At 71.0% G+C, this 22,848-nt stretch carries 19 protein-coding genes and 1 tRNA gene; 17 read left to right on the top strand and 3 right to left on the bottom strand.

What is annotated here, in order from left to right:
• Positions 1-168: 168 nt before the first annotated feature.
• Together ACFWWU_RS04155 and ligD are read right to left on the bottom strand one after the other, a co-directional pair.
• Positions 169-1,098, bottom strand: a complete 930-nt coding sequence (locus ACFWWU_RS04155; protein WP_384138669.1) for a DNA ligase — start codon at positions 1,096-1,098, stop codon at positions 169-171.
• On the bottom strand, positions 1,095-1,991 hold the full coding sequence (ligD, locus tag ACFWWU_RS04160; protein WP_384138671.1) for a non-homologous end-joining DNA ligase: 897 nt from the start codon (positions 1,989-1,991) through the stop codon (positions 1,095-1,097). Before ligD ends, ACFWWU_RS04155 begins: the two co-directional genes overlap by 4 nt.
• A gap of 53 nt (positions 1,992-2,044) precedes the next feature.
• On the opposite strand from ligD, the gene ACFWWU_RS04165 reads away from it, so the two are divergent.
• Together ACFWWU_RS04165 and ACFWWU_RS04170 are read left to right on the top strand one after the other, a co-directional pair.
• Positions 2,045-3,007 (top strand): Ku protein, encoded by a 963-nt coding sequence (locus ACFWWU_RS04165; protein ID WP_384138674.1) that lies wholly within the window; start codon positions 2,045-2,047, stop codon positions 3,005-3,007.
• Positions 3,008-3,308: 301 nt separating this feature from the next.
• Entirely contained in the window at positions 3,309-4,808 is a 1,500-nt protein-coding gene (locus ACFWWU_RS04170) for a M4 family metallopeptidase (RefSeq protein ID WP_384139556.1), read from the top strand.
• Positions 4,809-5,183: 375 nt separating this feature from the next.
• Here the strand turns inward: ACFWWU_RS04170 and ACFWWU_RS04175 are convergent.
• Positions 5,184-5,255, bottom strand: a tRNA-Arg gene (locus ACFWWU_RS04175).
• A gap of 160 nt (positions 5,256-5,415) precedes the next feature.
• Here ACFWWU_RS04175 and ACFWWU_RS04180 point away from each other — a divergent pair.
• From ACFWWU_RS04180 to ACFWWU_RS04250, 15 genes are all read left to right on the top strand, one after another.
• A complete protein-coding gene (locus ACFWWU_RS04180; RefSeq protein WP_384138677.1) occupies positions 5,416-5,949 on the top strand; it encodes a response regulator in 534 nt (177 codons plus the stop codon).
• Positions 5,950-6,030: 81 nt separating this feature from the next.
• Entirely contained in the window at positions 6,031-6,993 is a 963-nt protein-coding gene (nrtL, locus tag ACFWWU_RS04185; RefSeq protein ID WP_384138680.1) for an ArgS-related anticodon-binding protein NrtL, read from the top strand.
• A gap of 18 nt (positions 6,994-7,011) precedes the next feature.
• On the top strand, positions 7,012-8,403 hold the full coding sequence (gene lysA, locus ACFWWU_RS04190; protein ID WP_384138683.1) for a diaminopimelate decarboxylase: 1,392 nt from the start codon (positions 7,012-7,014) through the stop codon (positions 8,401-8,403).
• Between the two features lie 147 nt (positions 8,404-8,550).
• Positions 8,551-9,843, top strand: a complete 1,293-nt coding sequence (locus ACFWWU_RS04195) for a homoserine dehydrogenase (RefSeq protein ID WP_384138685.1) — start codon at positions 8,551-8,553, stop codon at positions 9,841-9,843.
• A 6-nt stretch (positions 9,844-9,849) separates the two neighbouring features.
• Entirely contained in the window at positions 9,850-10,920 is a 1,071-nt protein-coding gene (gene thrC, locus ACFWWU_RS04200) for a threonine synthase (protein ID WP_384138688.1), read from the top strand.
• A 341-nt stretch (positions 10,921-11,261) separates the two neighbouring features.
• A complete protein-coding gene (gene thrB / locus ACFWWU_RS04205) occupies positions 11,262-12,179 on the top strand; it encodes a homoserine kinase (RefSeq protein WP_384138691.1) in 918 nt (305 codons plus the stop codon).
• 427 nt (positions 12,180-12,606) lie between these two features.
• The gene (gene rho / locus ACFWWU_RS04210; RefSeq protein WP_384138694.1) at positions 12,607-14,682 is read left to right on the top strand and encodes a transcription termination factor Rho; all 2,076 of its coding nucleotides are present in this window, start codon (positions 12,607-12,609) and stop codon (positions 14,680-14,682) included.
• 206 nt (positions 14,683-14,888) lie between these two features.
• Positions 14,889-15,986, top strand: a complete 1,098-nt coding sequence (locus tag ACFWWU_RS04215) for an LCP family protein (protein ID WP_384138697.1) — start codon at positions 14,889-14,891, stop codon at positions 15,984-15,986.
• 146 nt (positions 15,987-16,132) lie between these two features.
• The gene (gene rpmE, locus ACFWWU_RS04220; protein ID WP_360786186.1) at positions 16,133-16,354 is read left to right on the top strand and encodes a 50S ribosomal protein L31; all 222 of its coding nucleotides are present in this window, start codon (positions 16,133-16,135) and stop codon (positions 16,352-16,354) included.
• Between the two features lie 96 nt (positions 16,355-16,450).
• Positions 16,451-17,527: a peptide chain release factor 1 gene (prfA, locus tag ACFWWU_RS04225; RefSeq protein ID WP_384138701.1), complete on the top strand. Its 1,077-nt coding sequence runs from the start codon at positions 16,451-16,453 to the stop codon at positions 17,525-17,527.
• Between the two features lie 37 nt (positions 17,528-17,564).
• Complete coding sequence (gene prmC, locus ACFWWU_RS04230; protein WP_384138704.1) at positions 17,565-18,410, top strand: peptide chain release factor N(5)-glutamine methyltransferase; 846 nt, start codon at positions 17,565-17,567, stop codon at positions 18,408-18,410.
• A gap of 49 nt (positions 18,411-18,459) precedes the next feature.
• On the top strand, positions 18,460-19,107 hold the full coding sequence (locus tag ACFWWU_RS04235; protein WP_351895610.1) for an L-threonylcarbamoyladenylate synthase: 648 nt from the start codon (positions 18,460-18,462) through the stop codon (positions 19,105-19,107).
• Positions 19,104-19,751, top strand: a complete 648-nt coding sequence (locus tag ACFWWU_RS04240; protein WP_384138708.1) for a protein-tyrosine-phosphatase — start codon at positions 19,104-19,106, stop codon at positions 19,749-19,751. The genes ACFWWU_RS04235 and ACFWWU_RS04240 overlap by 4 nt, the downstream gene beginning before the upstream one ends.
• Before the next feature lie 402 nt (positions 19,752-20,153).
• Positions 20,154-21,401 carry a serine hydroxymethyltransferase gene (glyA, locus tag ACFWWU_RS04245; RefSeq protein ID WP_384138710.1) on the top strand — a complete coding sequence of 416 codons (1,248 nt, stop codon included), beginning with the start codon at positions 20,154-20,156 and terminating at the stop codon, positions 21,399-21,401.
• Between the two features lie 107 nt (positions 21,402-21,508).
• Positions 21,509-22,837, top strand: coding sequence for an MraY family glycosyltransferase (locus ACFWWU_RS04250; RefSeq protein ID WP_384138713.1), 1,329 nt, complete (start codon positions 21,509-21,511; stop codon positions 22,835-22,837).
• Positions 22,838-22,848 lie beyond the last annotated feature (11 nt).

A 22,848-nucleotide genomic window follows, 5' to 3' on the forward strand; every position in this document is an offset into this window, starting at 1 on the left:
CGTGCCGGCGCCACCGGCCGCGCGCGGGGCCCTGGTTGCGGTCTCTTTGCGCCATGTACGGGGCGGAGCAGGGCGGTTGCTCTGGGTATCCACCTCTCACGCCTCCAACCACCCCTCCAACCGCCCCTCCGATCGCCCCTCCGATCACCTCTCCGCTCACCCCTCCGCTCACCCCTCCGATCGGACGCGGACGAACGCCACGTTCTCGTGTCGCCCCGCGAGCCGGCGCAGCTCGACGGGAAGGGGTGGGGCCACCCATCGCACCGGCCCGTGCTCCGGGTCCTCGGCGAGGGCGCCGACGCGGTCGGCCGCCAGCGCGCCGACCTGGCGGGACTGCGCCGGGGTCAGCCGGGGCGAGGTCGTCACGGTACGGCCGTCGGGCAGCCGTACGAGCAGGTCACGGGGCCGCTCGGGCGGGCCGATCACGCCCAGCAGCAGACCGTCGCTCGTGTCGGCGTGCCGGATCTTGCGCCAGGCCCAGGTGCCGCCGGCCCGGTAGACGGAGCCGAGGGACTTGACCACGATCCCCTCGACGCCGGCGTCCCGCAGGTCGCGGAACCAGCCCCGGGCGGTCTCCTCGTCCTGGGTGGCGAGGACGCGCTGGAGGGGCGGCTCCGCCTCCCGCAGGGCCGCCCCGAGCAGCTCCCACCGGTCGCGGAGGGGGAGTCCCCGCACGTCACGCCCCGGCACGGCGAGGAGGTCGAAGGCGATGTACGAGACGGGCACCCCGGCCCGTACCCGGTCGCCGTGCGAGCGGAGCAGGTCGGTGAAGCTGAGCCGCCCTTCCCGGTAGGCGCACAGCTCGCCGTCGAGCACGATCCCGGGCGGGAGCTGTTCACGCAGGTGGGAGGCGATCTCGGGGAACTCGGGCGCGAGATCCCGACGCGAGCGGGACTGGAGGACGACCTTCCCGTCGGCGAGGACGAAGGCGAGGGCGCGGAACCCGTCCAGCTTGAGGGAGTACTGGAGCTCCCGGGGCGGCTCCGCCTGGGCGGGGATCTCGTCGGCGGACCGGGGCCGCATGACGTCGACGGGCGGCGGCAGCGCCACGGCACCGTCGCCCCCGGCCTCCGCGCGGCTCGCACGCCCCTCGTTCACGGCACGACCCCGGCGCGCTCGGGCGCGAAAAGGGGCGCCAGGAGCTCCCCGTACCGCTCCAGACGTGGCGTGATGTCATCCATCAGAAGAACGAGCTTTTCCGGATCCGCCGCGGGCGTGGCGCAGTCCGCCACCTCCTCCCAGGTGACGGGCGCCGAGACGGAGGGAAGGGCCCGGGCCCGCAGGGTGTAGGGGGTGGCGGTGGTCTTGGCGGCGGCGTTCTGGCTGTGGTCGACGAAGACCTTGCCGGGGCGCAGGGCCCGCGCCATCCGGTGCAGGACGAGCTGGGGCAGCTCGCGCTCGGCCTCGACGGCGAGCCGTCGCGCGTACGCCGAGACCCGCTCGGAGGGCGTCGGCACGACGGGAACGAGGAGGTGGAGCCCCTTGGACCCGGAGGTCTTGGCGAAGGCCTCCAGACCATCGGCGGCGAGCCGCTCGCGCAGGTGGAGCGCGACCCGGCAGCACTCGACGACCGTCGCGGGCGGCCCGGGGTCGAGGTCGAACACGAGCCGGTCGGCGACGGCGGGGGAGGAGGTCCGCCACTGGGGCGTGTGGAACTCGACGACGAGGTTCGCGCCCCACATCAGAGAGGCCAGGTCCTGGACCACGACCTGCCGCGCCCGCGGGTCTTCGGAGCGGGGCACGGGGGTGGTGCTCACCCAGGAGGGTGTGCCGGGCGGCGGATTCTTGGTGAAGAAGAGCTGCCCGTCGGGACCGTCCGGATAGCGCAGGAAGGAGACGGGCCGATCGCGCAGATGCGGCAGGATCGCGGTCCCGACGGTGGCGTAGTAGTGCAGCACCTCGCCCTTCGTCGTGCCGGTGAGCGGGTGGAGCACCTTGTCCAGGTTGCTGAGCGCCAGGCGCCGCCCCTCCACCTCTGTGATGGGCGTCATACGATGAGAATCCCACGTTTACCGGGCATCTCTGCGCGAAAGAGAAGAAAACCGTGCGATCCATCTGGAACGGCGCCATTTCCTTCGGGCTGGTCAGCATCCCGATCAAGCTGGTGAACGCCACCGAGAGCCGGTCCGTCTCGTTCCGCCAGATCCACACCGAGGACGGCGGCCGGGTCCGCTACAAGAAGGTGTGCGAACTCGACGGCGAGGAGGTCTCCGCGGCGGAGATCGGCAAGGCGTACGAGGAGGCCGACGGGACCATGATCCCGATCACCGACGAGGACCTGGCCGCGCTGCCGCTCCCGACGGCGAAGACGATCGAGATCGTGGCCTTCGTGCCGGCCGGGGAGATCGACCCGCTCCAGATGGAGGCGGCGTACTACCTCTCGGCGAACGGCGTACCCGCCGCGAAGCCCTACACCCTGCTCCGCGAAGCCCTCAAGCGCAGCGACAAGGTGGCGGTGGCGAAGTTCGCGCTACGGGGGCGGGAACGGCTCGGCATGCTCCGGGTCGTGGACGACGTGATCGCGATGCACGGCCTGCTCTGGCCGGACGAGATCCGGGCACCGGAGGGCGTGGCCCCGGAGACGCCGGTGACGGTGAAGGAAGCGGAACTCGACCTGGCGGACGCCCTGATGGCCACCCTCGGCGAGGTCGACCTCGACACGCTCCACGACGACTACCGCACGGCGGTGGAGGAGATGATCGCGACCAAGGCGGAGGGCGGCGAGGCGGTGGCACTCCCGACGCCGGGCGAGGAGAGGGGTGGACAGGTCATCGACCTGATGGCGGCGCTGGAGAACAGCGTACGGGCGGCGAAGGAAGCCCGGGGCGAGGACGCGGAGGTCACGGAACTCAAACCGCGCGCGAGGGCGGCGAAGAAGACGACGACGGCCAAGAAGACGACGACCAAGAAGACGACCGCGAAGAAGACGACGGCCAAGAAACCCGCGGAGAAATCGGCGGAGACGAAGACGGCCGCGAAGAAGACGTCACGCAAACGCCCGGCCTGAACCACGCACCGCACCCCCAGAGGCCCCCGGACACAGCGCCGGGGGCCTCTGGGCTGCGTCCGGGGCAGGTCGTCAACTCCCCGCAATCCGGACGGACGTGACCGACGTTCGGACAACAGATGGTCAAATTCTTGTCGCAGACCTGTCAGGAAATTCCCTTCGCTGGCACGCTCACAGCCGCGCCACCACCGCCACCCCCCCCACAACCCCCACGTGCTTCAGCGAAGGAGCCCGCGTGACCCGCCAGCAGTCCTCGCACCGCCGCACCGTCGTCTCGACCGCCCTCATCGCCTCGGCGGCCATGCTCGTCGTAGGAGTCCAGACCGGATCCGCCAGCGCCGACGCCCAGCGCGAGGCGGGCGCCACCGCACTCGTCCTCACCGGACCGCAGCGCGCCGCGGCCGTCCAGGAGGCGCAGGCGGGAGCCGCCGCCACCGCCAAGGCGATCGGCCTCGCCGACCGCGAGAAGCTGCTCGTCCGGGACGTCGTCAAGGACGCCGACGGCACGGTCCACACGCGCTACGAGCGCACGTACGAAGGCCTGCCGGTCCTGGGCGGCGACCTGGTGGTCCACCAGAAGAAGGACGGCTCGCGCGCGACGACGAAGGCCACCGGCGCCCGAATATCGGTGCCGACGACCGAGGCCAAGGCCCCGGCGGCGACGGCGAGGAGCACGGCCCGCAAGGTGATCTGGGCGGCCACCGGAAAGCCGACGCTCGCCTGGGAGACGACCGTCACGGGCACCCAGCCGGACGGCACCCCGAGCGAGCGCCACGTGATCACCGACGCCGCCACGGGCAAGGAGCTCTATTCCTACGAGGCGATCGAGACGGGCACCGGCAACACCCAGTACAGCGGCCAGGTCACGCTCGGCACGGCGCCCTCGTACACGCTCACGGACGCGACGCGCGGCGGCCACAAGACGTACGACCTGAACGGCGGCACCAACGGCACCGGCTCCCTCTTCACCAACAGCACGGACACCTGGGGCAACGGCCTGGCGACGAACCGGGAGACCGCCGCCGCGGACGCCCACTACGGCGCGGCCGTCACCTGGGACTTCTACAAGAACGAACTCGGCCGCAACGGCATCCGCGGCGACGGCGTCGCCGCCTACTCCCGCGTCCACTACGGCAACGCGTACGTCAACGCCTTCTGGTCGGACTCCTGCTTCTGCATGACGTACGGCGACGGCGCGGGCAACCTCAAGCCGCTCACGTCCCTCGACGTCGCGGGCCACGAGATGTCCCACGGCCTGACCGCCGCCACCGCGAACCTCCGCTACAGCAAGGAGTCGGGCGGCCTCAACGAGGCCACCTCCGACATCCTGGGCACCTCGGTCGAGTTCTACGCGGCCAACGCCACCGACGCCGGCGACTACCTCATCGGCGAGAAGATCGACATCCGCGGCAACGGCACCCCGCTCCGCTACATGGACAAGCCCAGCAAGGACGGCAACTCCGCCGACTACTGGTCCAACTCGGTCGGCCGCCTCGACGTCCACTACTCCTCGGGCCCGGCGAACCACTTCTTCTACCTGCTCGCCGAAGGCAGCGGCACGAAGACGATCAACGGCGTGGTCCACTCCTCCGCGACCTACGACGGCTCCACCCTCACAGGCATCGGCCGCCAGAAGGCCTACAAGATCTGGTACAAGGCCCTCTCCACCTACATGACCTCCTCCACCAACTACGCCGGCGCCCGCACGGCCACCCTCTCGGCGGCCACTGACCTCTACGGCGCAACGAGCCCTGAGTACACGGCGGTCGCCAAGGCCTGGACGGCGATCAACGTCAAGTAGTCCTGCGATACCCCCAGGGGCCGCCCGGCGAACCGCCGGCGGCCCCCGCCCGGGAGTGGTGGCCCGGTGCGGGGGACCGTCGGACCGCACCGTGACCACGTCCCGGACGAACGGCGGATCGCCAGATCAAAGCCCGCTCTTGCTCCCTGGCCTGTCGCGCCAACTCCCGCGCGTAAGGATCGTTCCGGCCCGCCACTGGTACCCCCAGTTCACCGCATGATCGCCTGTCGGAGCCGCCGGCAGTCCTCGTACCGGATCGGCGGCGTCGGCAGCTGTTGGCCAAGCCGGTGAGGAGATGCCCTTGAGCGCACAAGCAAAGAACCCCGTCCTCAGCGTTTCCGCTGTGAACGGGGTCTTTTGGCACTTCTCGCGAAGTGCCCCCGGCAGGATTCGAACCTGCGCACACGGCTCCGGAGGCCGTTGCTCTATCCCCTGAGCTACGGGGGCGTCCGCCGCGTTCGGCGGCGACGGGTAGAACCCTACCAGCTCGTGGGGAGTGGCTGTGAACAGGTATTTCCGGGGCGTCACCAGGGGCTGGGTCCCCCGCGCGGGTCGGAAGTGGGCAAAACCCGGACGCAGCCCCTCGGGGCGTCCTACTCTCGTTCGTGTGTCAGGCGTGTCCGGTCGGGTGCTCGTTGTCGATGACAACAAGGTGATCCGGCAGTTGATCAGGGTCAATCTCGAACTCGAGGGGTTCGAGGTCGTGACCGCGGCCGATGGTGCCGAGTGTCTGGATGTCGTACATCAGGTCTGTCCTGATGTCGTCACCCTGGACGTCGTCATGCCCCGCTTGGACGGGATCAAGACGGCCGAGCGGCTGCGGGCCGATCCGCGGACCAGACATCTGCCGGTGGCGATCATCAGTGCCTGCGGTGAGCACGAGGTGGTCGGCGGGGCCGGTTCCGGTGTCGACGCCTTTCTCGCCAAGCCCTTCGAGCCCTCCGAGCTCGTCCGTGTCGTGCGTCAGTTGATGCACCACGAGCGCCGGGAGCGCCGGGAGGCCGCCGGGCCGGACGGGGGAGAGGAGCCGCCCGCAGATGGCGGGCGGCAGGACTCCCGGCAGGACACCACTCGGGAGGACGCGCGGCAGGACGCGCGGGATCAATCCCGGCGCCTCGGGAGTGCGCCCGGCGCTCACTGAGGAGCGAGTCGGCGGGACCCCGGTGCCCGCATGGCGAAACCGGTTCGCGTTCGGACCCCCCTCCTCCCCTACGCTTGTCCCGTGACCCCCGCGGACCTCTCCCTCACCGTGCTGCACGCCGTGCGCCGTGCGGTCGACGATGGTGCGCTGCGGGTCGAGGTGCCCCCGCGGGTCAAGGTCGAGCGGGCCCGGCCCGGCGGTGCCGGGGAGTACGCCAGCAACATCGCCCTCACCCTCGCCGGCTCCGCCGGGCGCAGCGCACGTGAGGTCGCCGGGATCATCGAGGAACGCCTCCGTGACGCACCCGGGCTCCGCGGTGTCGAGATCACCGGGCCAGGGTTCCTGAACTTCACCCTCCGTAGCGATGCGGGGAGTGACCTCGTCCGGACCGTTCTCGCCGGCGGAGCCGCGTACGGGCACGGCACCGCTCTCGCCGGCACCACCGTCCGCTTCGCCGACGTGACAGAGTCGCGCGGCGTTCTCGTCACCCACGTCGTCGTCCGACTGCTGCGTTCCCAGGGAGCCGATGCCGGGTTCGGGGGGAGCGAGCGGGTGTACGTGCATCCCGGCGCGTACGACGTCGAGTCGCTCGGGCCCGACGCCGCCCGGTGGGCCCTCCTGCGGGCCGCGCCGCACGACCGGCCCCTCGACGGGGCGCCCCTCCTCGACCAGCACGAGCGCAACTCCCTCTTCCGGGTGCGGTACGCGTACTCCCGGGTGCGGAGGCTGCTCGTCAACGGGGAGCAGCTGGGCGTCACGCCGGCCTGCGAGGTCCCCGTCGACGCACCCCGACTTCTCGGCGCCCTCGGCGACCACCCCGTCGTCCTCCTCGCCGCCGCCCGCCACCGCGCCCCCGACCGGGTCGCCCGGCACCTGGAAGCCATCGCCGACGCGCTGCTCGCGTTCCAGCACACCGTTCTGCCGCTCGGCGACGAGAAACCCTCGGCCGCCCACCGCTCCCGGCTGGCGCTCGCCGAAGCCGCCGGGACGGTGCTCGCCGGTGGCCTCTCCGTGCTCGGCATCAGCGCACCCGACCGGATCTGAAAGAGCAGAAGAACAGACATGAGCCGTTCCGCCCACCCCGCAGGGCCCCGCCACGCAGACGTCCTCACCGAGGGCCACTACTCCGCGCCGCCCGCCGACCTCAACGTCCTCGACCCGAAGGTCTGGGCCAGGACCGTCAGCAGGGACGAGCGGGGGGTCGTCACCATCGGCGGGATCGGGGTCGACGCGCTCGCCGAGGAGTTCGGCACCCCCGCCTACTTCCTCGACGAGACCGACTTCCGCGCCCGCTGCCGCGCCTGGGCCGACGCCTTCGGCACGGACGCCGACGTGTTCTACGCCGGTAAGGCATTCCTCTCGCGGGCCGTCGTCCGGTGGCTGAAGGAGGAGGGGCTGAACCTTGACGTGTGTTCCGGGGGGGAGCTCACCACCGCGCTGTCCGCCGGCATGCCCGCCGAGCGCATCGCCTTCCACGGCAACAACAAGAGCGAGGACGAGATCCGCACGGCCGTCGAGGCCGGCGTCGGGCGGATCGTGCTCGACTCCTTCCAGGAGATCGTCCGCGTCGCGCACATCGCCCAGTCGCTGGGGAAGCGGCAGCGCGTGCAGATCCGGGTCACCGTCGGCGTCGAGGCCCACACGCACGAGTTCATCGCCACCGCGCACGAGGACCAGAAGTTCGGCATCGCGCTCGCCGGCGGGCAGGCCGCCGAGGCCGTGCGCCGCGCGCTGAAGCTCGACGGTCTCGAGCTCATCGGCATTCACTCGCACATCGGCTCGCAGATCTTCGACATGGCCGGCTTCGAGGTGTCCGCGCGGCGTGTCGTCCAGTTGCTCGCCGAGGTGCGTGACGAGCACGGGGTCGAGCTGCCCGAGATCGACCTCGGTGGCGGCCTCGGCATCGCGTACACCTCCGATGACGACCCGCGCGAGCCGCACGAGATCGCCAAGGCGCTCGGCGAGATCGTGACAAGGGAGTGCGACGCTGCCGGGCTCGCCACGCCCCGTATCTCCGTCGAGCCCGGGCGCGCCATCGTCGGGCCCACCGCCTTCACGCTCTACCGGGTCGGCACCGTCAAGCCCCTCGAAGGGCTGCGCACGTACGTGAGCGTCGACGGCGGCATGTCGGACAACATCCGCACCGCCCTGTACGACGCCGAGTACAGCGTCAGCCTCGTCTCGCGGACCAGCGACGCCGAGCCGATGCTCTCCCGGGTCGTCGGCAAGCACTGCGAGAGCGGTGACATCGTCGTACGGGACGCGTTCCTGCCGGCCGACCTGGCGCCCGGCGACCTCATCGCCGTGCCCGCCACCGGCGCGTACTGCCGCTCCATGGCCAGCAACTACAACCACGCGCTCCGGCCGCCCGTCGTCGCCGTCCGTGACGGCGAGGCCCGCGTGATCGTCCGGCGCGAGACGGAGGAAGATCTCCTGCGCCTCGACGTCGGGTGATGAAATAGTCGAGTAATAGTCGAGTGATGAAATAGATGTCTCAGGATCCGGACAAGGGGCAGAAACCCCCGTCCGGTGAGTGAGACTGGTTCCACCGTAGAAATACGAACGTAGAGATACGAAGCAGAAGTACGAGAAAGAGGTCGGATGATGCGTACGCGTCCGCTGAAGGTGGCGCTGCTGGGCTGTGGAGTGGTCGGCTCAGAGGTGGCGCGCATCATGACGACGCACGCCGACGACCTCGCCGCGCGCATCGGCGCCCCGGTCGAGCTCGCCGGCGTGGCCGTCCGCCGCCCGGACAAGGTCCGCGGGGGCATCCCGGCCGAGCTGATCACCACCGACGCGACCGCCCTCGTCAAACGGGGCGACATCGACGTCGTCGTCGAGGTCATCGGCGGGATCGAGCCGGCCCGCACCCTCATCACCACCGCCTTCGAGCACGGGGCCTCCGTGGTCTCCGCGAACAAGGCGCTCCTCGCGCAGGACGGCGCGACGCTCTACGCCGCAGCCCAGCAGCACGGGCAGGACCTGTACTACGAAGCCGCCGTCGCGGGGGCCATTCCCCTCATCCGGCCGCTCCGCGAGTCCCTCGCCGGCGACAAGATCAACCGTGTGATGGGCATCGTCAACGGCACGACGAACTTCATCCTCGACAAGATGGACACGTCGGGCGCCGGCTACAGCGAGGCGCTCGACGAGGCGACCGCCCTCGGGTACGCCGAGGCCGACCCGACCGCCGACGTCGAGGGCTTCGACGCGGCCGCCAAGGCCGCCATCCTCGCCGGGATCGCCTTCCACACGCGCGTGCGTCTCGACGACGTCTACCGCGAGGGCATGACCGAGGTCACCGCCGCCGACTTCGCCTCGGCGAAGCGGATGGGCTGCACCGTCAAGCTGCTCGCGATCTGCGAGCGGGCCGCCGACGGCGAGTCCGTCACCGCGCGCGTGCACCCGGCGATGATCCCGCTGAGCCACCCGCTGGCCTCCGTCCGCGAGGCGTACAACGCGGTCTTCGTCGAGGCCGACGCCGCCGGGCAGCTCATGTTCTACGGCCCCGGCGCCGGCGGCGCCCCGACGGCCTCGGCCGTCCTCGGCGACCTCGTCGCCGTGTGCCGCAACAAGCTCAACGAGGCCACCGGCCCCGGCGAGTCCGCGTACACCCAGCTGCCCGTGAGCCCCATGGGCGACGTGGTGACGCGATACCACATCAGCCTCGACGTGGCCGACAAGCCGGGCGTCCTCGCCCAGGTCGCGACGGTCTTCGCCGAGCACGGCGTGTCGATCGACACGGTCCGCCAGCAGGGCAAGGACGGCGAGGCCTCCCTCGTCGTCGTCACCCACCGAGCGCCCGACGCAGCCCTCTCCGGGACCGTCGACGCGCTGCGGAAGCTCGACACCGTACGCGGTGTCGCCAGCATCATGCGTGTTGAAGGGGAGTAAGGACCCATGACCAGCAAGGGCACCCACCAGTGGCGCGGCATCATCGAGGAGTACCGGGACCGCCTTCCGGTCACGGACACGACGCCGGTCGTCACGCTCCGTGAGGGTGGTACGCCGCTCGTCCCCGCTCAGGTCCTCTCCGAGCGCACGGGCTGCGAGGTGCACCTCAAGGTCGAGGGCGCCAACCCCACCGGCTCCTTCAAGGACCGGGGCATGACCATGGCCATCACCAAGGCCAAGGAGGAGGGCGCGCAGGCCGTCATCTGCGCGTCCACCGGCAACACCTCCGCCTCGGCCGCGGCCTACGCGGTACGGGCCGGCATGGTGTCGGCCGTCCTCGTGCCCCAGGGCAAGATCGCGCTCGGCAAGATGGGCCAGGCCCTCGTGCACGGCGCGAAGATCCTCCAGGTCGACGGCAACTTCGACGACTGTCTGACGCTGGCCCGCAGCCTCTCCGAGAACTACCCGGTGGCGCTGGTCAATTCGGTCAACCCGGTCCGCATCGAGGGCCAGAAGACCGCCGCGTTCGAGATCGTGGACATGCTGGGCGACGCCCCCGACATCCACGTGCTGCCCGTGGGCAACGCCGGCAACATCACGGCGTACTGGAAGGGATACAGCGAGTACGCCGCCGACGCCATGTCCACGCACCGGCCGCGCATGTGGGGCTTCCAGGCCTCCGGCTCCGCGCCGCTCGTGCGCGGCGAGATCGTCAAGGACCCGTCGACGATCGCCACCGCGATCCGCATCGGCAACCCGGCCTCCTGGGACTACGCGATCGCCGCACGCGACGAGTCCGGCGGCTTCATCGACGAGGTGACGGACCGTGAGATCCTGCGCGCCTACCGTCTGTTGGCCGCCCAGGAGGGCGTCTTCGTCGAGCCCGCGTCGGCCGCCTCGGTCGCCGGTCTGCTGAAGGCCGCCGAGCAGGGCAAGGTCGACCCGGGCCAGACGATCGTCTGCACCGTCACGGGCAACGGCCTGAAGGACCCCGACTGGGCCGTGGCCGGCGCGCCGCAGCCGGTGACCGTCCCGGTCGACGCCGCGGCCGCCGCCGAGCGTCTCGGTCTGGCCTGATCCCACCGCTTCACCCCGCCCTCGCGCGGGGTGAAGCACTGATCGAAACCCGATCAGGAACGTACATAGGCGCACAGGTTGGCTCGCGACACGCATCGTGCGCCTCCTGTGCGCCCTATGTCGCGACAGAACCTTCCTTCGATAGGCTGTACCGAACCCGCCCCGACGCATATGCGCGGTGTTGTTGCCGTTGTCGCCCCCAAGGCCGAAACGGACCCCGGGTCCCCGTGTACCCGTCGTGAATACCCGCTGTCCGAAACACCCGCAGTCCGCACCACCTTCTGTCTGCAACACCTGCTGTTCGAAACACCGTTGTCGCAATCAAGGAGAGTCATCGAGCGATGGCCGGTCCAGCGTTCCGCGCCGCCGCCGTACGGGTGCGCGTCCCCGCCACCAGCGCCAATCTCGGCCCGGGCTTCGACGCCTTCGGCCTGTCGCTGGGCCTCTACGACGACGTCGTCGTCCGTGTCGCCGACTCGGGGCTGCACGTCGACATCGCCGGCGAGGGTGCGGAGACCCTCCCGCGCGACGAGAGCCACCTGCTCGTACGGTCCCTGCGCACGGCCTTCGACCTGCTCGGCGGGCAGCCGCGCGGCCTTGAGGTCGTCTGCGCCAACCGCATCCCGCACGGCCGCGGCCTCGGCTCCTCCTCCGCCGCCATCTGCGCCGGCATCGTCGCCGCCCGCGCCGTGACCATAGGCGGGGACGCGAAGCTCGACGAGGCGGCCCTGCTCGAACTCGCCACCGAGATCGAGGGCCACCCCGACAACGTCGCCGCCTGTCTCCTCGGCGGATTCACGCTCGCCTGGACCGAGTCCGGTGCCGCGCGGGCGATCAGGATGGATCCCTCGGATTCCATCGTTCCGGTGGTTTTCGTTCCCGGTAAGGCCGTACTGACCGAGACCGCCCGCGGACTTCTGCCGCGCACGGTCCCGCATGTGGACGCCGCGGCCAACGCCGGACGCGCCGCGCTCCTCGTCGAGGCCCTGACCCGTCGTCCCGAGCTGCTGCTCGCGGCCACCGAGGACCGGTTGCACCAGGAGTACCGGGCCCCCGCGATGCCGGAGAGCATCGCCCTTGTGAACCGACTGCGCGCGGACGGCGTCCCCGCGGTCATCTCCGGCGCGGGCCCCACGGTGCTCGCGCTGGCCGAACACGGGACGGCCGACAAGGTCGCCCGACTGGCGGGCGAGGGCTGGGCCGCGAACCGGCTCGACCTCGACGCGTCCGGAGCGAGCGTGCTGCCACTGGCGCCCTAGGGCGCGGCGGCGGGGGCGCCGGGCAGCACCCCCGCAGTGCTCCGGACACGAGATTGCCGGTGAGGGAGAGGGGGAATGTTTGTCGGAGCCGGTAGTGTTAACCTCAAGTCAGCACCCGGCGCCTTTGTGGCGCGGTGCTGAGTGTCCCCATCAGGGACCACCGATTCTTCCGGGAGCCTCCCCAACTGCCTGAGCAGCCTGCCTGAGCAGTTTCGAGCACGCTCCGGAACCGGCACGACACCCCTCGCTCTTTCGTAGTGAGGGCCGAGCAGTGGGGCGCTCGGGCCGGACCCACAGCACGTTTCTCTCTCCGCCGTACCCGGCGGGACCACCGCCCCGGACACGGTCCACAAGCCAGGACCCTGCCGGACAGCACAACCGGTCGCCGAGCCAGATGGCCGACGTCCGCTCCAGGGAAGGACCCTTCGTGAGCGACACCACCGATCTGATGGGCGTGACTGCCGACAACAGTGTCGACACCGCCGCGCCCGCCGCAGGTGCTGCCACCGGCGGCACCGCACGGCGCCGCCGCTCCGGCACCGGCCTCGACGGCATGGTCCTGGCCGAGCTGCAGCAGGTCGCGTCCGGCCTCGGCATCAGGGGCACCGCGCGCATGCGCAAGAGCCAGCTGATCGAGGTCATCAAGGAAGCGCAGGCCGGTGGAGGCTCCGCCGCCCCCGCCAAGACCGCCGAGGCCGCTGAGACCAAGCCGAAGCGCCGCGCCACCTCCAAGACCCGTACGGGCGAGACCGCGGCCGAGGCCGCCGCGCCCCAGGCGGAGAAGGCCGAGAAGGCCGTCGCCCAGCAGCAGATCGACATCCCGGGTCAGCCGGCCAGTGACGACCAGCCGGCCGGTGAGCGCCGTCGTCGTCGCGCCACCGCGCCCGCCGGTTCGCCGGAGGGCGAGGCCAAGGCCGAGGCCGCCCAGGTCGTCAAGACCGAGGCCCGCGCCGAGACCCGTACCGAGGCCAAGGCCGACACGCAGGCCGACGCCAAGGCCGAGGCCGCCGTCGACGGCGCCGAGGGCCGAGGCCGCCGTGACCGCGGCGAGCGCGGGGAGCGTGGCGAGCGCCGCGACCGCCGTGACCGTCAGCGCGACCGCGGCAAGGGCGACGAGCAGCAGGGCGGTGGCCAGGGCGGCCAGCGCCAGCGTCAGGGCGGCCAGGGCCAGGGCCAGCAGGGCCAGGGCCAGGGCCAGAGCCAGGGTCAGGGTCAGGGTCAGCAGGGTGGCCAGCAGTCCGGCCCCCAGGACGACTTCGACGAAGACGGTGGCCGTCGTGGCCGTCGCGGTCGCTACCGCGACCGTCGTGGCCGTCGTGGCCGTGACGACTTCCAGGCCGGCGAGCCGCAGGTCTCCGACGACGACGTCCTGATCCCCGTCGCGGGCATCCTCGACATCCTCGACAACTACGCGTTCATCCGGACCTCCGGCTACCTGCCCGGCCCGAACGACGTGTACGTCTCCCTCGCCCAGGTCCGCAAGAACGGCCTGCGCAAGGGTGACCACGTCACCGGTGCCGTGCGTCAGCCGAAGGACGGCGAGCGCCGCGAGAAGTTCAACGCGCTGGTCCGCCTGGACTCCGCGAACGGCATGGCGGCCGACTCCGGCCGCGGCCGCCCGGAGTTCAACAAGCTGACCCCGCTGTACCCGCAGGACCGGCTCCGTCTGGAGACCGACCCGGGCGTGCTGACCACGCGGATCATCGACCTCGTGGCGCCGATCGGCAAGGGCCAGCGCGGTCTGATCGTGGCCCCGCCGAAGACCGGCAAGACCATGATCATGCAGGCGATCGCCAACGCGATCACCGTCAACAACCCCGAGTGCCACCTGATGGTCGTCCTGGTCGACGAGCGTCCGGAAGAGGTCACCGACATGCAGCGGTCGGTCAAGGGCGAGGTCATCTCCTCGACCTTCGACCGTCCGGCCGAGGACCACACGACGGTCGCCGAGCTGGCCATCGAGCGCGCCAAGCGTCTCGTGGAGCTGGGTCACGACGTCGTCGTCCTGCTCGACTCGATCACCCGCCTGGGCCGCGCGTACAACCTCGCGGCGCCGGCCTCTGGCCGCATCCTGTCCGGTGGTGTCGACTCGACCGCGCTCTACCCGCCGAAGCGCTTCTTCGGTGCCGCGCGCAACATCGAGGACGGCGGCTCGCTGACCATCCTCGCCACCGCGCTCGTCGACACCGGTTCGCGCATGGACGAGGTGATCTTCGAGGAGTTCAAGGGCACCGGCAACATGGAGCTCAAGCTCGACCGGAAGCTCGCCGACAAGCGCATCTTCCCGGCGGTGGACGTCGACGCGTCCGGTACCCGTAAGGAAGAGATCCTGCTCGGCGCCGACGAGCTCGCCGTCACCTGGAAGCTGCGCCGTGTGCTGCACGCGCTCGACCAGCAGCAGGCGATCGAGCTGCTCCTGGACAAGATGAAGCAGACGAAGTCGAACGGTGAGTTCCTGCTCCAGATCCAGAAGACGACGCCTGGCGGCAAGAACGACGACTGACGTGTGACCCGCGTCACACGCCAGGCGTGCGGCAAGGGTGAGACCCCGGTCTCGTAACCCTGTCGTGACCTGCGTAAACCACTGCGCCCACCGTGCCCCGCACGGTGGGCGCAGTGCGTTGCCCACCGAAACCTCGCAGGTCCGTATGCAACCCTTTTGGGCGCTTCGCCGTCACACATGGTGAACCGAAGGCCCGAGGGAAGACGATGACCGAACAGAACAACAGCGGCCGAATATCCGGCGCGGGAAGCGGCCGCCGACGCAAGCCGCCCGCGAAGCGCCGACGCCGCCTGACGGTCCTCCTGTCGGGGGCCGCCGCGGTCCTCGTCCTGGGCGGGGCCGGTCTGGGCTATGTGTACGTCAAGCTCGACGGCAACATCAAGGGCGTCGACATCAACGCCCAGCTCGGCACCGAGCGCCCCGACGACGTCGACAACGGCTCCCTGGACATCCTCGTCCTCGGCTCCGACTCCCGCTCCGGCGACAACGCCGCGTACGGCGAGGACGAGGGCGGCGCCCGCTCCGACACCGCGATGGTCGTCCACGTCAACGAGGGCCACAAGAAGGCCAGTGTGGTCTCCATCCCCCGCGACACCCTCGTCGACCGGCCGCGGTGCACCGACGGCAAGGGCACGTCCGTCCCCGGCGAGCGGCGCGCGATGTTCAACACCGCGTACGAGGTCGGCGGCCCTGCCTGCGCCGTCAAGACCGTCGAGGCGATGTCCGGCATCCGCATGGACCACTACATCGAGGTCGACTTCACCGGCTTCAAGAAGCTCATCGACGAACTCGGCGGCGTGGAGATCACCACCACCCAGCCGATCCAGGACTCCAAGAGCCACCTCGACCTCGCCCCGGGCACCCACACCCTCGACGGCGAACAGTCCCTCGGCCTCGTCCGCACCCGCAAGAGCGTCGGCGACGGCAGCGACCTCGGCCGCATCCAGCTCCAGCAGGCCTTCATGAAGGCGTTCATCGACCAGGTCAAGGACGTCGGCGTCCTCACCAACCCGGCGAAGCTCCTCGACCTCGCCGACGCGGCCACCAAGGCCATCACCCCGGACTCCGACCTCGACTCGGTCCAGGAGCTCATGGGCTTCGCCCGGGGCCTCTCCGGCATCGGCCCCCAGAACGTCCACATGGTCACGCTGCCGGTCGAGTACGACCCCGCCGACCTCAACCGCGTCATCCCGCTGGAGGCCCAGTCCCAGCAGGTCTGGACCGCCCTCAAGACCGACGAGCCGATCCCCGCGTCGGCGACGAAGGACGCCGCCACGGGCAAGGCGGACGGCGTCGTGAAGTAGCTCCCCGGACAACCGAGGAATAGTTTCGGCCGGACCCCGGTTTGGGGAGATGCGGCCGGTCCTGGCAGACTGGTACGTCGGCCCCGGTTCACGTTTGCCGCAACCCGCGGAAGCGACCCGGAGCCCTCCCGAAACTAGGAGACACCTTGAAGCGCGAGATTCACCCCGAGTACGTCGAGACCCAGGTCAGCTGCACCTGTGGCGCGTCGTTCACCACCCGGAGCACCCTGACCGACGGCGCCATCCGTGCCGAGGTCTGCTCCGAGTGCCACCCGTTCTACACGGGCAAGCAGAAGATCCTCGACACCGGCGGCCGCGTCGCCCGCTTCGAGGCCCGCTTCGGCAAGGCCGGCTCCGCCGCGAAGTAGCGAGCCCCTGCGCCGGTCCACGGTCGCCCCGCGCGGGTGGCCGGGACCGGCGCTTTGCCGTCCCCGTAGCAACTGACGAAAACCCAGGAGCCCCCGATGTTCGAGGCGGTCGAGGAACTGGTCGGCGAACACGCCGATCTCGAGACGAAGCTCGCGGATCCTTCGGTCCACGCCGATCAGGCGAACGCGCGCAAGCTGAGCAAGCGCTACGCCGAGCTGACCCCGATCGTCGCCACCTACCGCTCCTGGAAGCAGACCGGTGACGACATCGAGACCGCCCGCGAGTTCGCGCACGACGACCCCGACTTCGCCGCCGAGGTCAAGCTGCTGGACAAGCAGCGGGAGGAGCTCACCGAGAAGCTCCGCCTCCTGCTCGTCCCGCGCGACCCCAGCGACGACAAGGACGTCATCCTGGAGATCAAGGCGGGCGCCGGTGGCGACGAGTCCGCCCTCTTCGCCGGCGACCTGCTCCGCATGTACCTCCGGTACGCCGAGCGCGTCGGCTGGAAGACCGAGATCATCGACGCCACCGAGTCCGAGCTCGGCGGCTACAAGGACGTCCAGGTCGCCGTGAAGACCAAGGGCGGCAACGGCGCCACCGAGCCCGGCCAGGGCGTCTGGGCGCGCCTCAAGTACGAGGGCGGCGTCCACCGCGTGCAGCGCGTGCCCGCGACCGAGTCCGCCGGCCGCATCCACACCTCCGCCGCCGGCGTGCTCGTCACGCCCGAGGCCGAGGAGGTCGAGGTCGAGATCGTCGCCAACGACCTGCGCATCGACGTCTACCGCTCGTCGGGCCCCGGCGGCCAGTCGGTCAACACCACCGACTCCGCCGTCCGCATCACCCACCTGCCGACCGGCATCGTCGCCTCCTGTCAGAACGAGAAGAGCCAGCTCCAGAACAAGGAGCAGGCCATGCGTATCCTGCGTTCCCGGCTGCTCGCCGCCGCGCAGGAGGAGGCCGAGTCCAAGGCCGCCGACGCCCGTCGCAGCCAGGTCCGTACCGTCGACCGCTCCGAGAAGATCCGGACGTACAACTTCCCGGAGAACCGCATCTCGGACCACCGCGTCGGCTTCAAGGCGTACAACTTGGACCAGGTGCTCGACGGTGATCTGGACGCGATGATCCAGGCGTGTGTCGACGCCGACTCGGCCGCCAAGCTGGCCGCGGCGTAAGTTCCGTAAGCCCCACCCCGCACCACGGAGGACCAGCGTGAACCTGCTGCTTGCCGAGGTGGCCCAGGCCACCCAGCGGCTGGCCGACGCCGGCGTGCCCTCACCGCGTTTCGACGCGGAGGAGCTCGCCGCGTTCGTGCACGGCGTCAAGCGGGGGGAGCTGCACAACGTCAAGGACGCGGACTTCGACGCCCGCTACTGGGAGACGATCGCCCGCCGCGAGGCCCGCGAACCGCTCCAGCACATCACCGGCCGGGCGTTCTTCCGCTACCTGGAGCTCCAGGTGGGGCCCGGCGTCTTCGTGCCCCGCCCCGAGACCGAGTCGGTCGTCGGCTGGGCCATAGACGCCGTACGCGCCATGGACGTCGTCGAACCGCTCATCGTCGACCTCTGCACCGGCTCCGGGGCCATCGCCCTCGCCATGGCGCAGGAGGTCCCGCGCTCGCGCGTGCACGCGGTGGAGCTCTCCGACGACGCCCTCGTCTGGACCCGGAAGAACGCCGAGGGGTCCCGCGTCTCCGTCCACCAGGGCGACGCGCTGAGCGCCCTCCCGGAGCTGGACGGCCAGGTCGACCTGGTCATCTCCAACCCGCCGTACATCCCGCTCACCGAGTGGGAGTACGTGGCACCCGAGGCCCGTGACCACGACCCGGAGATGGCCCTCTTCTCCGGCGAGGACGGCCTCGACACCATCCGCGGCATCGAGCGCACCGCCCACCGGCTGCTCCGCCCCGGCGGCCTCGTCGTCATCGAGCACGCGGACACCCAGGGCGGGCAGGTGCCGTGGATCTTCAACGAAGAGGCCGGCTGGGCCGACGCCGCCGACCACCCGGACCTGAACAACCGGCCGCGCTTCGCGACCGCCCGCAAGGCGATGCCATGACCGGCATGACTGCCATGACGAACCACGCGTACGAGGAGGCCGGGAACTGATGGCACGGCGATACGACTGCAACGAGGCCACCGATCGTGTGACCGGTCTGCGCGAGGCCGCGTCCGCCGTCCGCCGGGGCGAGCTGGTCGTGCTGCCCACCGACACCGTGTACGGGATCGGGGCGGACGCCTTCAGCAGCGAGGCCGTCGCGGACCTGCTGGCCGCCAAGGGCCGGGGCCGCAACATGCCCACGCCCGTGCTCATCGGCTCCCCGAACACCCTGCACGGCCTGGTCACGGACTTCTCCGAGCAGGCCTGGGAGCTCGTCGACGCCTTCTGGCCCGGCGCGCTCACCCTGGTCGCCAAGCACCAGCCCTCCCTCCAGTGGGACCTGGGCGACACCCGGGGCACCGTCGCCATCCGCATGCCGCTGCACCCGGTCGCGATCGAGCTCCTCACCGAGGTCGGCCCGATGGCCGTCTCGTCGGCGAACCTCACCGGCCACCCGTCCCCTGAGGACTGCGACGCGGCCCAGCAGATGCTGGGGGACTCCGTCTCCGTGTACCTCGACGGCGGCCCGACGCCCGGCATCGTCCCGTCCTCCATCGTCGACGTCACGGGCAAGGTGCCGGTGCTGCTGCGCGAGGGCGCGCTGTCCCCGGAGGAGCTCCGGAAGGTCGTACCCGACCTCGAGGTGGCACATTGACCGCCCCTGAGGGGCGTGGCATAGCGGGGTTCGACGACAGCAGCACCTTCCGCATCCTCCACGTCAGCACCGGCAACGTCTGCCGCTCGCCGATCACCGAGCGGCTGACCCGCCATGCCCTGTGCGACCGCCTGGGCGACCCTCTCGGCGGCGGCCTGATCGTGGAGAGCGCGGGCACCTGGGGCCACGAGGGCGCCCCCATGGAGGCCAACGCCGAACTGGTCCTCGCCGACTTCGGCGCGGACTACAGCGGCTTCGTGGGGCGCGAGCTCCTCGACGAGCACGTCATCCGGGCGGACCTGGTCCTCACGGCGACCCGCGACCACCGCGCCCAGGTCATCTCGATGGGCCACTCGGCGGGCCTGCGCACCTTCACCCTGAAGGAGTTCACCCGCCTGGTCCGCGCGATCGACCCCGCGACGCTCCCGGACGCGCACGACGAGGGCATGGTCGAACGCGCCCGAGCCCTGGTCCGGGCTGCCGCGGCTCTACGCGGGTGGCTCCTCGCCCCCTCGGTGGACGCGGACGAGGTCAACGACCCGTACGGCGCGCCGATCACCTTCTTCCGCTCGATCGGCGACGAGATCAACCAGGCGCTGGAGCCCGTGGTGACGGCGCTGACGGGTGTCGCGTCGCGCGACTGACGTCTGCCACGTCCGGCGGTCGGAGGCCGCCGCAGCGTTCCGATGCCGGGGAGGCCCCCTGGGGCCGAGCGGTGCGAGGGGCGCGTCGGGAACGGGGCTCAACCAGGCGCTGGAGCCCGTGGTGACGGCGCTGACGGGTGTCGCGTCGCGCGACTGAGGTCTGCGACGTCCGGCGGTCGGAGGCCGCCGCAGCGTCCCGCTGCCGGGGAGGCCCTTTGGGGCCGAGCGGTGCGAGGGGCGTGTCGGGAAGAGGGGCTCAACCAGGCGCTGGAGCCCGTGGTGACGGCGCTGACGGGTGTCGCGTCGCGCGACTGACGGCCTCGGGTGTCGCCGCGCGCGACGGACTAATGCGTCGGGAGGCGTCGACGCGCGGGGTGCGGGGAGCGTGTCTACATTGGGGGCATGCCGGTCACCGCGCCCCCCGATGAGGATCTCGACGTCCTGCGCCGGCAGGACCCGGAGATCGCCGACGTGCTGCTCGGCGAGGTGCGGCGGCAGAGCGACAGTCTGCAGCTGATCGCCGCGGAGAACTTCGCCTCGCCCGCCGTCCTCGCCGCCCTCGGCTCCGCCCTCGCCAACAAGTACGCCGAGGGCTACCCCGGCGCCCGCCACCACGGCGGCTGCGAGTACGCCGACGCCGCCGAGCGGATCGCCGTGGAACGGGCCACCGCGCTCTTCGGAGCCGACCACGCGAACGTCCAGGCACACTCGGGCTCCTCGGCCGTCCTGGCGGCCTACGCGGCCCTCCTGAGGCCCGGGGACACCGTCCTCGCCATGGGCCTGGAGCACGGCGGGCACCTCACGCACGGATCGCCCGCCAACTTCTCCGGCCGGTGGTTCGACTTCGTCCCGTACGGAGTCGACGCCGAGACCGGCCTCGTCGACTACGAGCAGGTCGCCGCGCTCGCCCGGCACCACCGCCCCAAGGCGATCGTCTGCGGCTCCATCTCGTACCCCCGCCACCTCGACTACCGGATCTTCCGGGAGATCGCCGACGAGGTCGGGGCTTATCTCATCGCCGACGCGGCCCACCCGATCGGGCTGGTCGCCGGGGGAGCGGCCCCCAGCCCCGTCCCGTACGCCGACGTCGTCTGCGCGACCACCCACAAGGTCCTGCGCGGTCCGCGCGGCGGGATGGTCCTGTGCGGCGCCGAGCTCGCGGGCCGGATCGACCGGGCGGTGTTCCCGTTCACCCAGGGCGGCGCCCAGATGCACACGATCGCGGCCAAGGCGGTGGCGTTCGGCGAGGCGTCCACTCCGGCGTTCGCCACGTACGCCCATCAGGTGGTGGAACACGCACGGGTGCTCGCCGCCGCGCTCGCCGCCGAGGGCTTCGCGCTCACCACCGGCGGGACCGACACCCACCTCATCACCGCCGACCCCGCGCCCCTCGGCGTCGACGGCCGCACCGCACGGGCCCGGCTCGCCGCCGCCGGCATGGTGCTCGACACCTGCGCCCTGCCCTACGGGGAGGGGCGCGGCATCCGGCTGGGCACTGCCGCCGTCACCACACAGGGCATGGGCGCCCCGGAGATGGCGAGAATTGCCGCACTGTTCACCGCCGCGCTGCGTGATGATCCCGCCGAGACCGCCCGGGTCAGGGCGGAAGTACGTGCCCTGACCGGCCGATTTCCCCCGTTTGGACGCTGAGGAAAGCCCGAGCGCAACCGTTCGGGTGGCCCGCGTGTCTCCAAGCACATGGACGGCACGGCTAGGGTGTGGGGCTGAGATGGCCAGCGATTCCTGTGGGGCAGCCCGTGCGTGATTACCTGCTGACGCTCTGTGTCACGGCCGCGGTGACTTATCTGCTCACCGGTCCGGTGCGGAAGTTCGCCATCGCGACCGGGGCGATGCCGGAGATCCGGGCCCGCGACGTACACCGAGAACCGACTCCGCGGCTCGGTGGCATCGCCATGTTCTTCGGGCTGTGCACGGGCTTGCTCGTCGCCGACCACCTGCAGAACCTGAGCAGTGTCTTCGAGCTGTCCAACGAACCGCGCGCGCTGCTCTCCGGCGCCGCGCTGATCTGGCTGATCGGCGTCCTCGACGACAAGTTCGAGCTGGACGCGCTCATCAAGCTGGGCGCCCAGATGATCTCGGCGGGCGTGATGGTCGCGCAGGGTCTGACGATCCTGTGGCTGCCGATCCCCGGCGTCGGCGTGGTCTCCCTGACCCCGGGCCAGGGCACGCTCCTGACGGTCGCCCTGGTCGTCGTCACCATCAACGCCGTCAACTTCGTCGACGGTCTCGACGGCCTCGCCGCCGGCATGGTCTGCATCGCCGCCGCGGCCTTCTTCCTGTACGCCTACCGGCTCTGGTACGGCTACACGATCGAGGCCGCCGCCCCCGCGACGCTCTTCACCGCCATCCTCATGGGCATGTGCCTGGGCTTCCTGCCGCACAACATGCACCCGGCGCGCATCTTCATGGGCGACTCGGGCTCGATGCTGATCGGTCTGATCCTGGCCGCCTCGGCGATCTCGATCACCGGCCAGGTCGACCCGGACGCGCTGAAGATCTTCGAGGGTTCGACCCGGCAGGCCACCCACGCCGCCCTGCCCGTCTTCATCCCGCTGGTGCTGCCGCTCACGATCATCGCGATCCCGATGGCGGACCTGGTCCTCGCGATCGTGCGCCGTACGTGGAAGGGGCAGTCGCCGTTCGCGGCCGACCGCGGGCACCTGCACCACCGGCTCCTGGAGATCGGGCACTCGCACAGCCGCGCGGTGCTGATCATGTACTTCTGGTCGGCGCTGATCGCCTTCGGGACGCTGGCGTACTCGGTCCACTCGGCGTCGATGTGGATCGTCCTCGGCATCACCGTGCTCAGCGCGATCGGCCTGGTGCTGCTCCTGCTGCCGCGCTTCACGCCGCGGGCCCCGCGCTGGGCGGAGGCCGTCGTCCCGCCGCGCTACCGGCGCCGCAAGCCGGCCCCCGTACCGGAGACGGCCGCAAGCGTCGACGTCGATGGGGACGCGGTCGCGGCGGAGGAGCTGGTTCCGGTGCCCGCGGGGCTCCACGGGGCCACCGCCATCGGCAACCGCGGGCGCTTCTCCGATCGGCGGAAGGCCGGAACACCGAGTTGACGAAAGCCGCT

The sequence above is a fragment of the Streptomyces sp. NPDC058650 genome, from assembly GCF_042717315.1.
In the GTDB taxonomy this organism is placed as follows: Bacteria; Actinomycetota; Actinomycetes; order Streptomycetales; family Streptomycetaceae; genus Streptomyces.

Excerpts from the sequence above, each read along its gene's own strand:
- ACFWWU_RS04235 (WP_351895610.1), top strand. The coding sequence starts at position 18,460 with ATGGCACGGCGATACGACTGCAACGAGGCCACCGATCGTGTGACCGGT.
- lysA (WP_384138683.1), top strand. The coding sequence starts at position 7,012 with ATGAGCCGTTCCGCCCACCCCGCAGGGCCCCGCCACGCAGACGTCCTC.
- thrC (WP_384138688.1), top strand. The coding sequence starts at position 9,850 with ATGACCAGCAAGGGCACCCACCAGTGGCGCGGCATCATCGAGGAGTAC.
- ligD (WP_384138671.1), bottom strand. The coding sequence starts at position 1,991 with ATGACGCCCATCACAGAGGTGGAGGGGCGGCGCCTGGCGCTCAGCAAC.
- ACFWWU_RS04195 (WP_384138685.1), top strand. The coding sequence starts at position 8,551 with ATGATGCGTACGCGTCCGCTGAAGGTGGCGCTGCTGGGCTGTGGAGTG.
- prfA (WP_384138701.1), top strand. The coding sequence starts at position 16,451 with ATGTTCGAGGCGGTCGAGGAACTGGTCGGCGAACACGCCGATCTCGAG.
- ACFWWU_RS04215 (WP_384138697.1), top strand. The coding sequence starts at position 14,889 with ATGACCGAACAGAACAACAGCGGCCGAATATCCGGCGCGGGAAGCGGC.
- ACFWWU_RS04170 (WP_384139556.1), top strand. The coding sequence starts at position 3,309 with ATGCTCGTCGTAGGAGTCCAGACCGGATCCGCCAGCGCCGACGCCCAG.
- thrB (WP_384138691.1), top strand. The coding sequence starts at position 11,262 with ATGGCCGGTCCAGCGTTCCGCGCCGCCGCCGTACGGGTGCGCGTCCCC.
- glyA (WP_384138710.1), top strand. The coding sequence starts at position 20,154 with ATGCCGGTCACCGCGCCCCCCGATGAGGATCTCGACGTCCTGCGCCGG.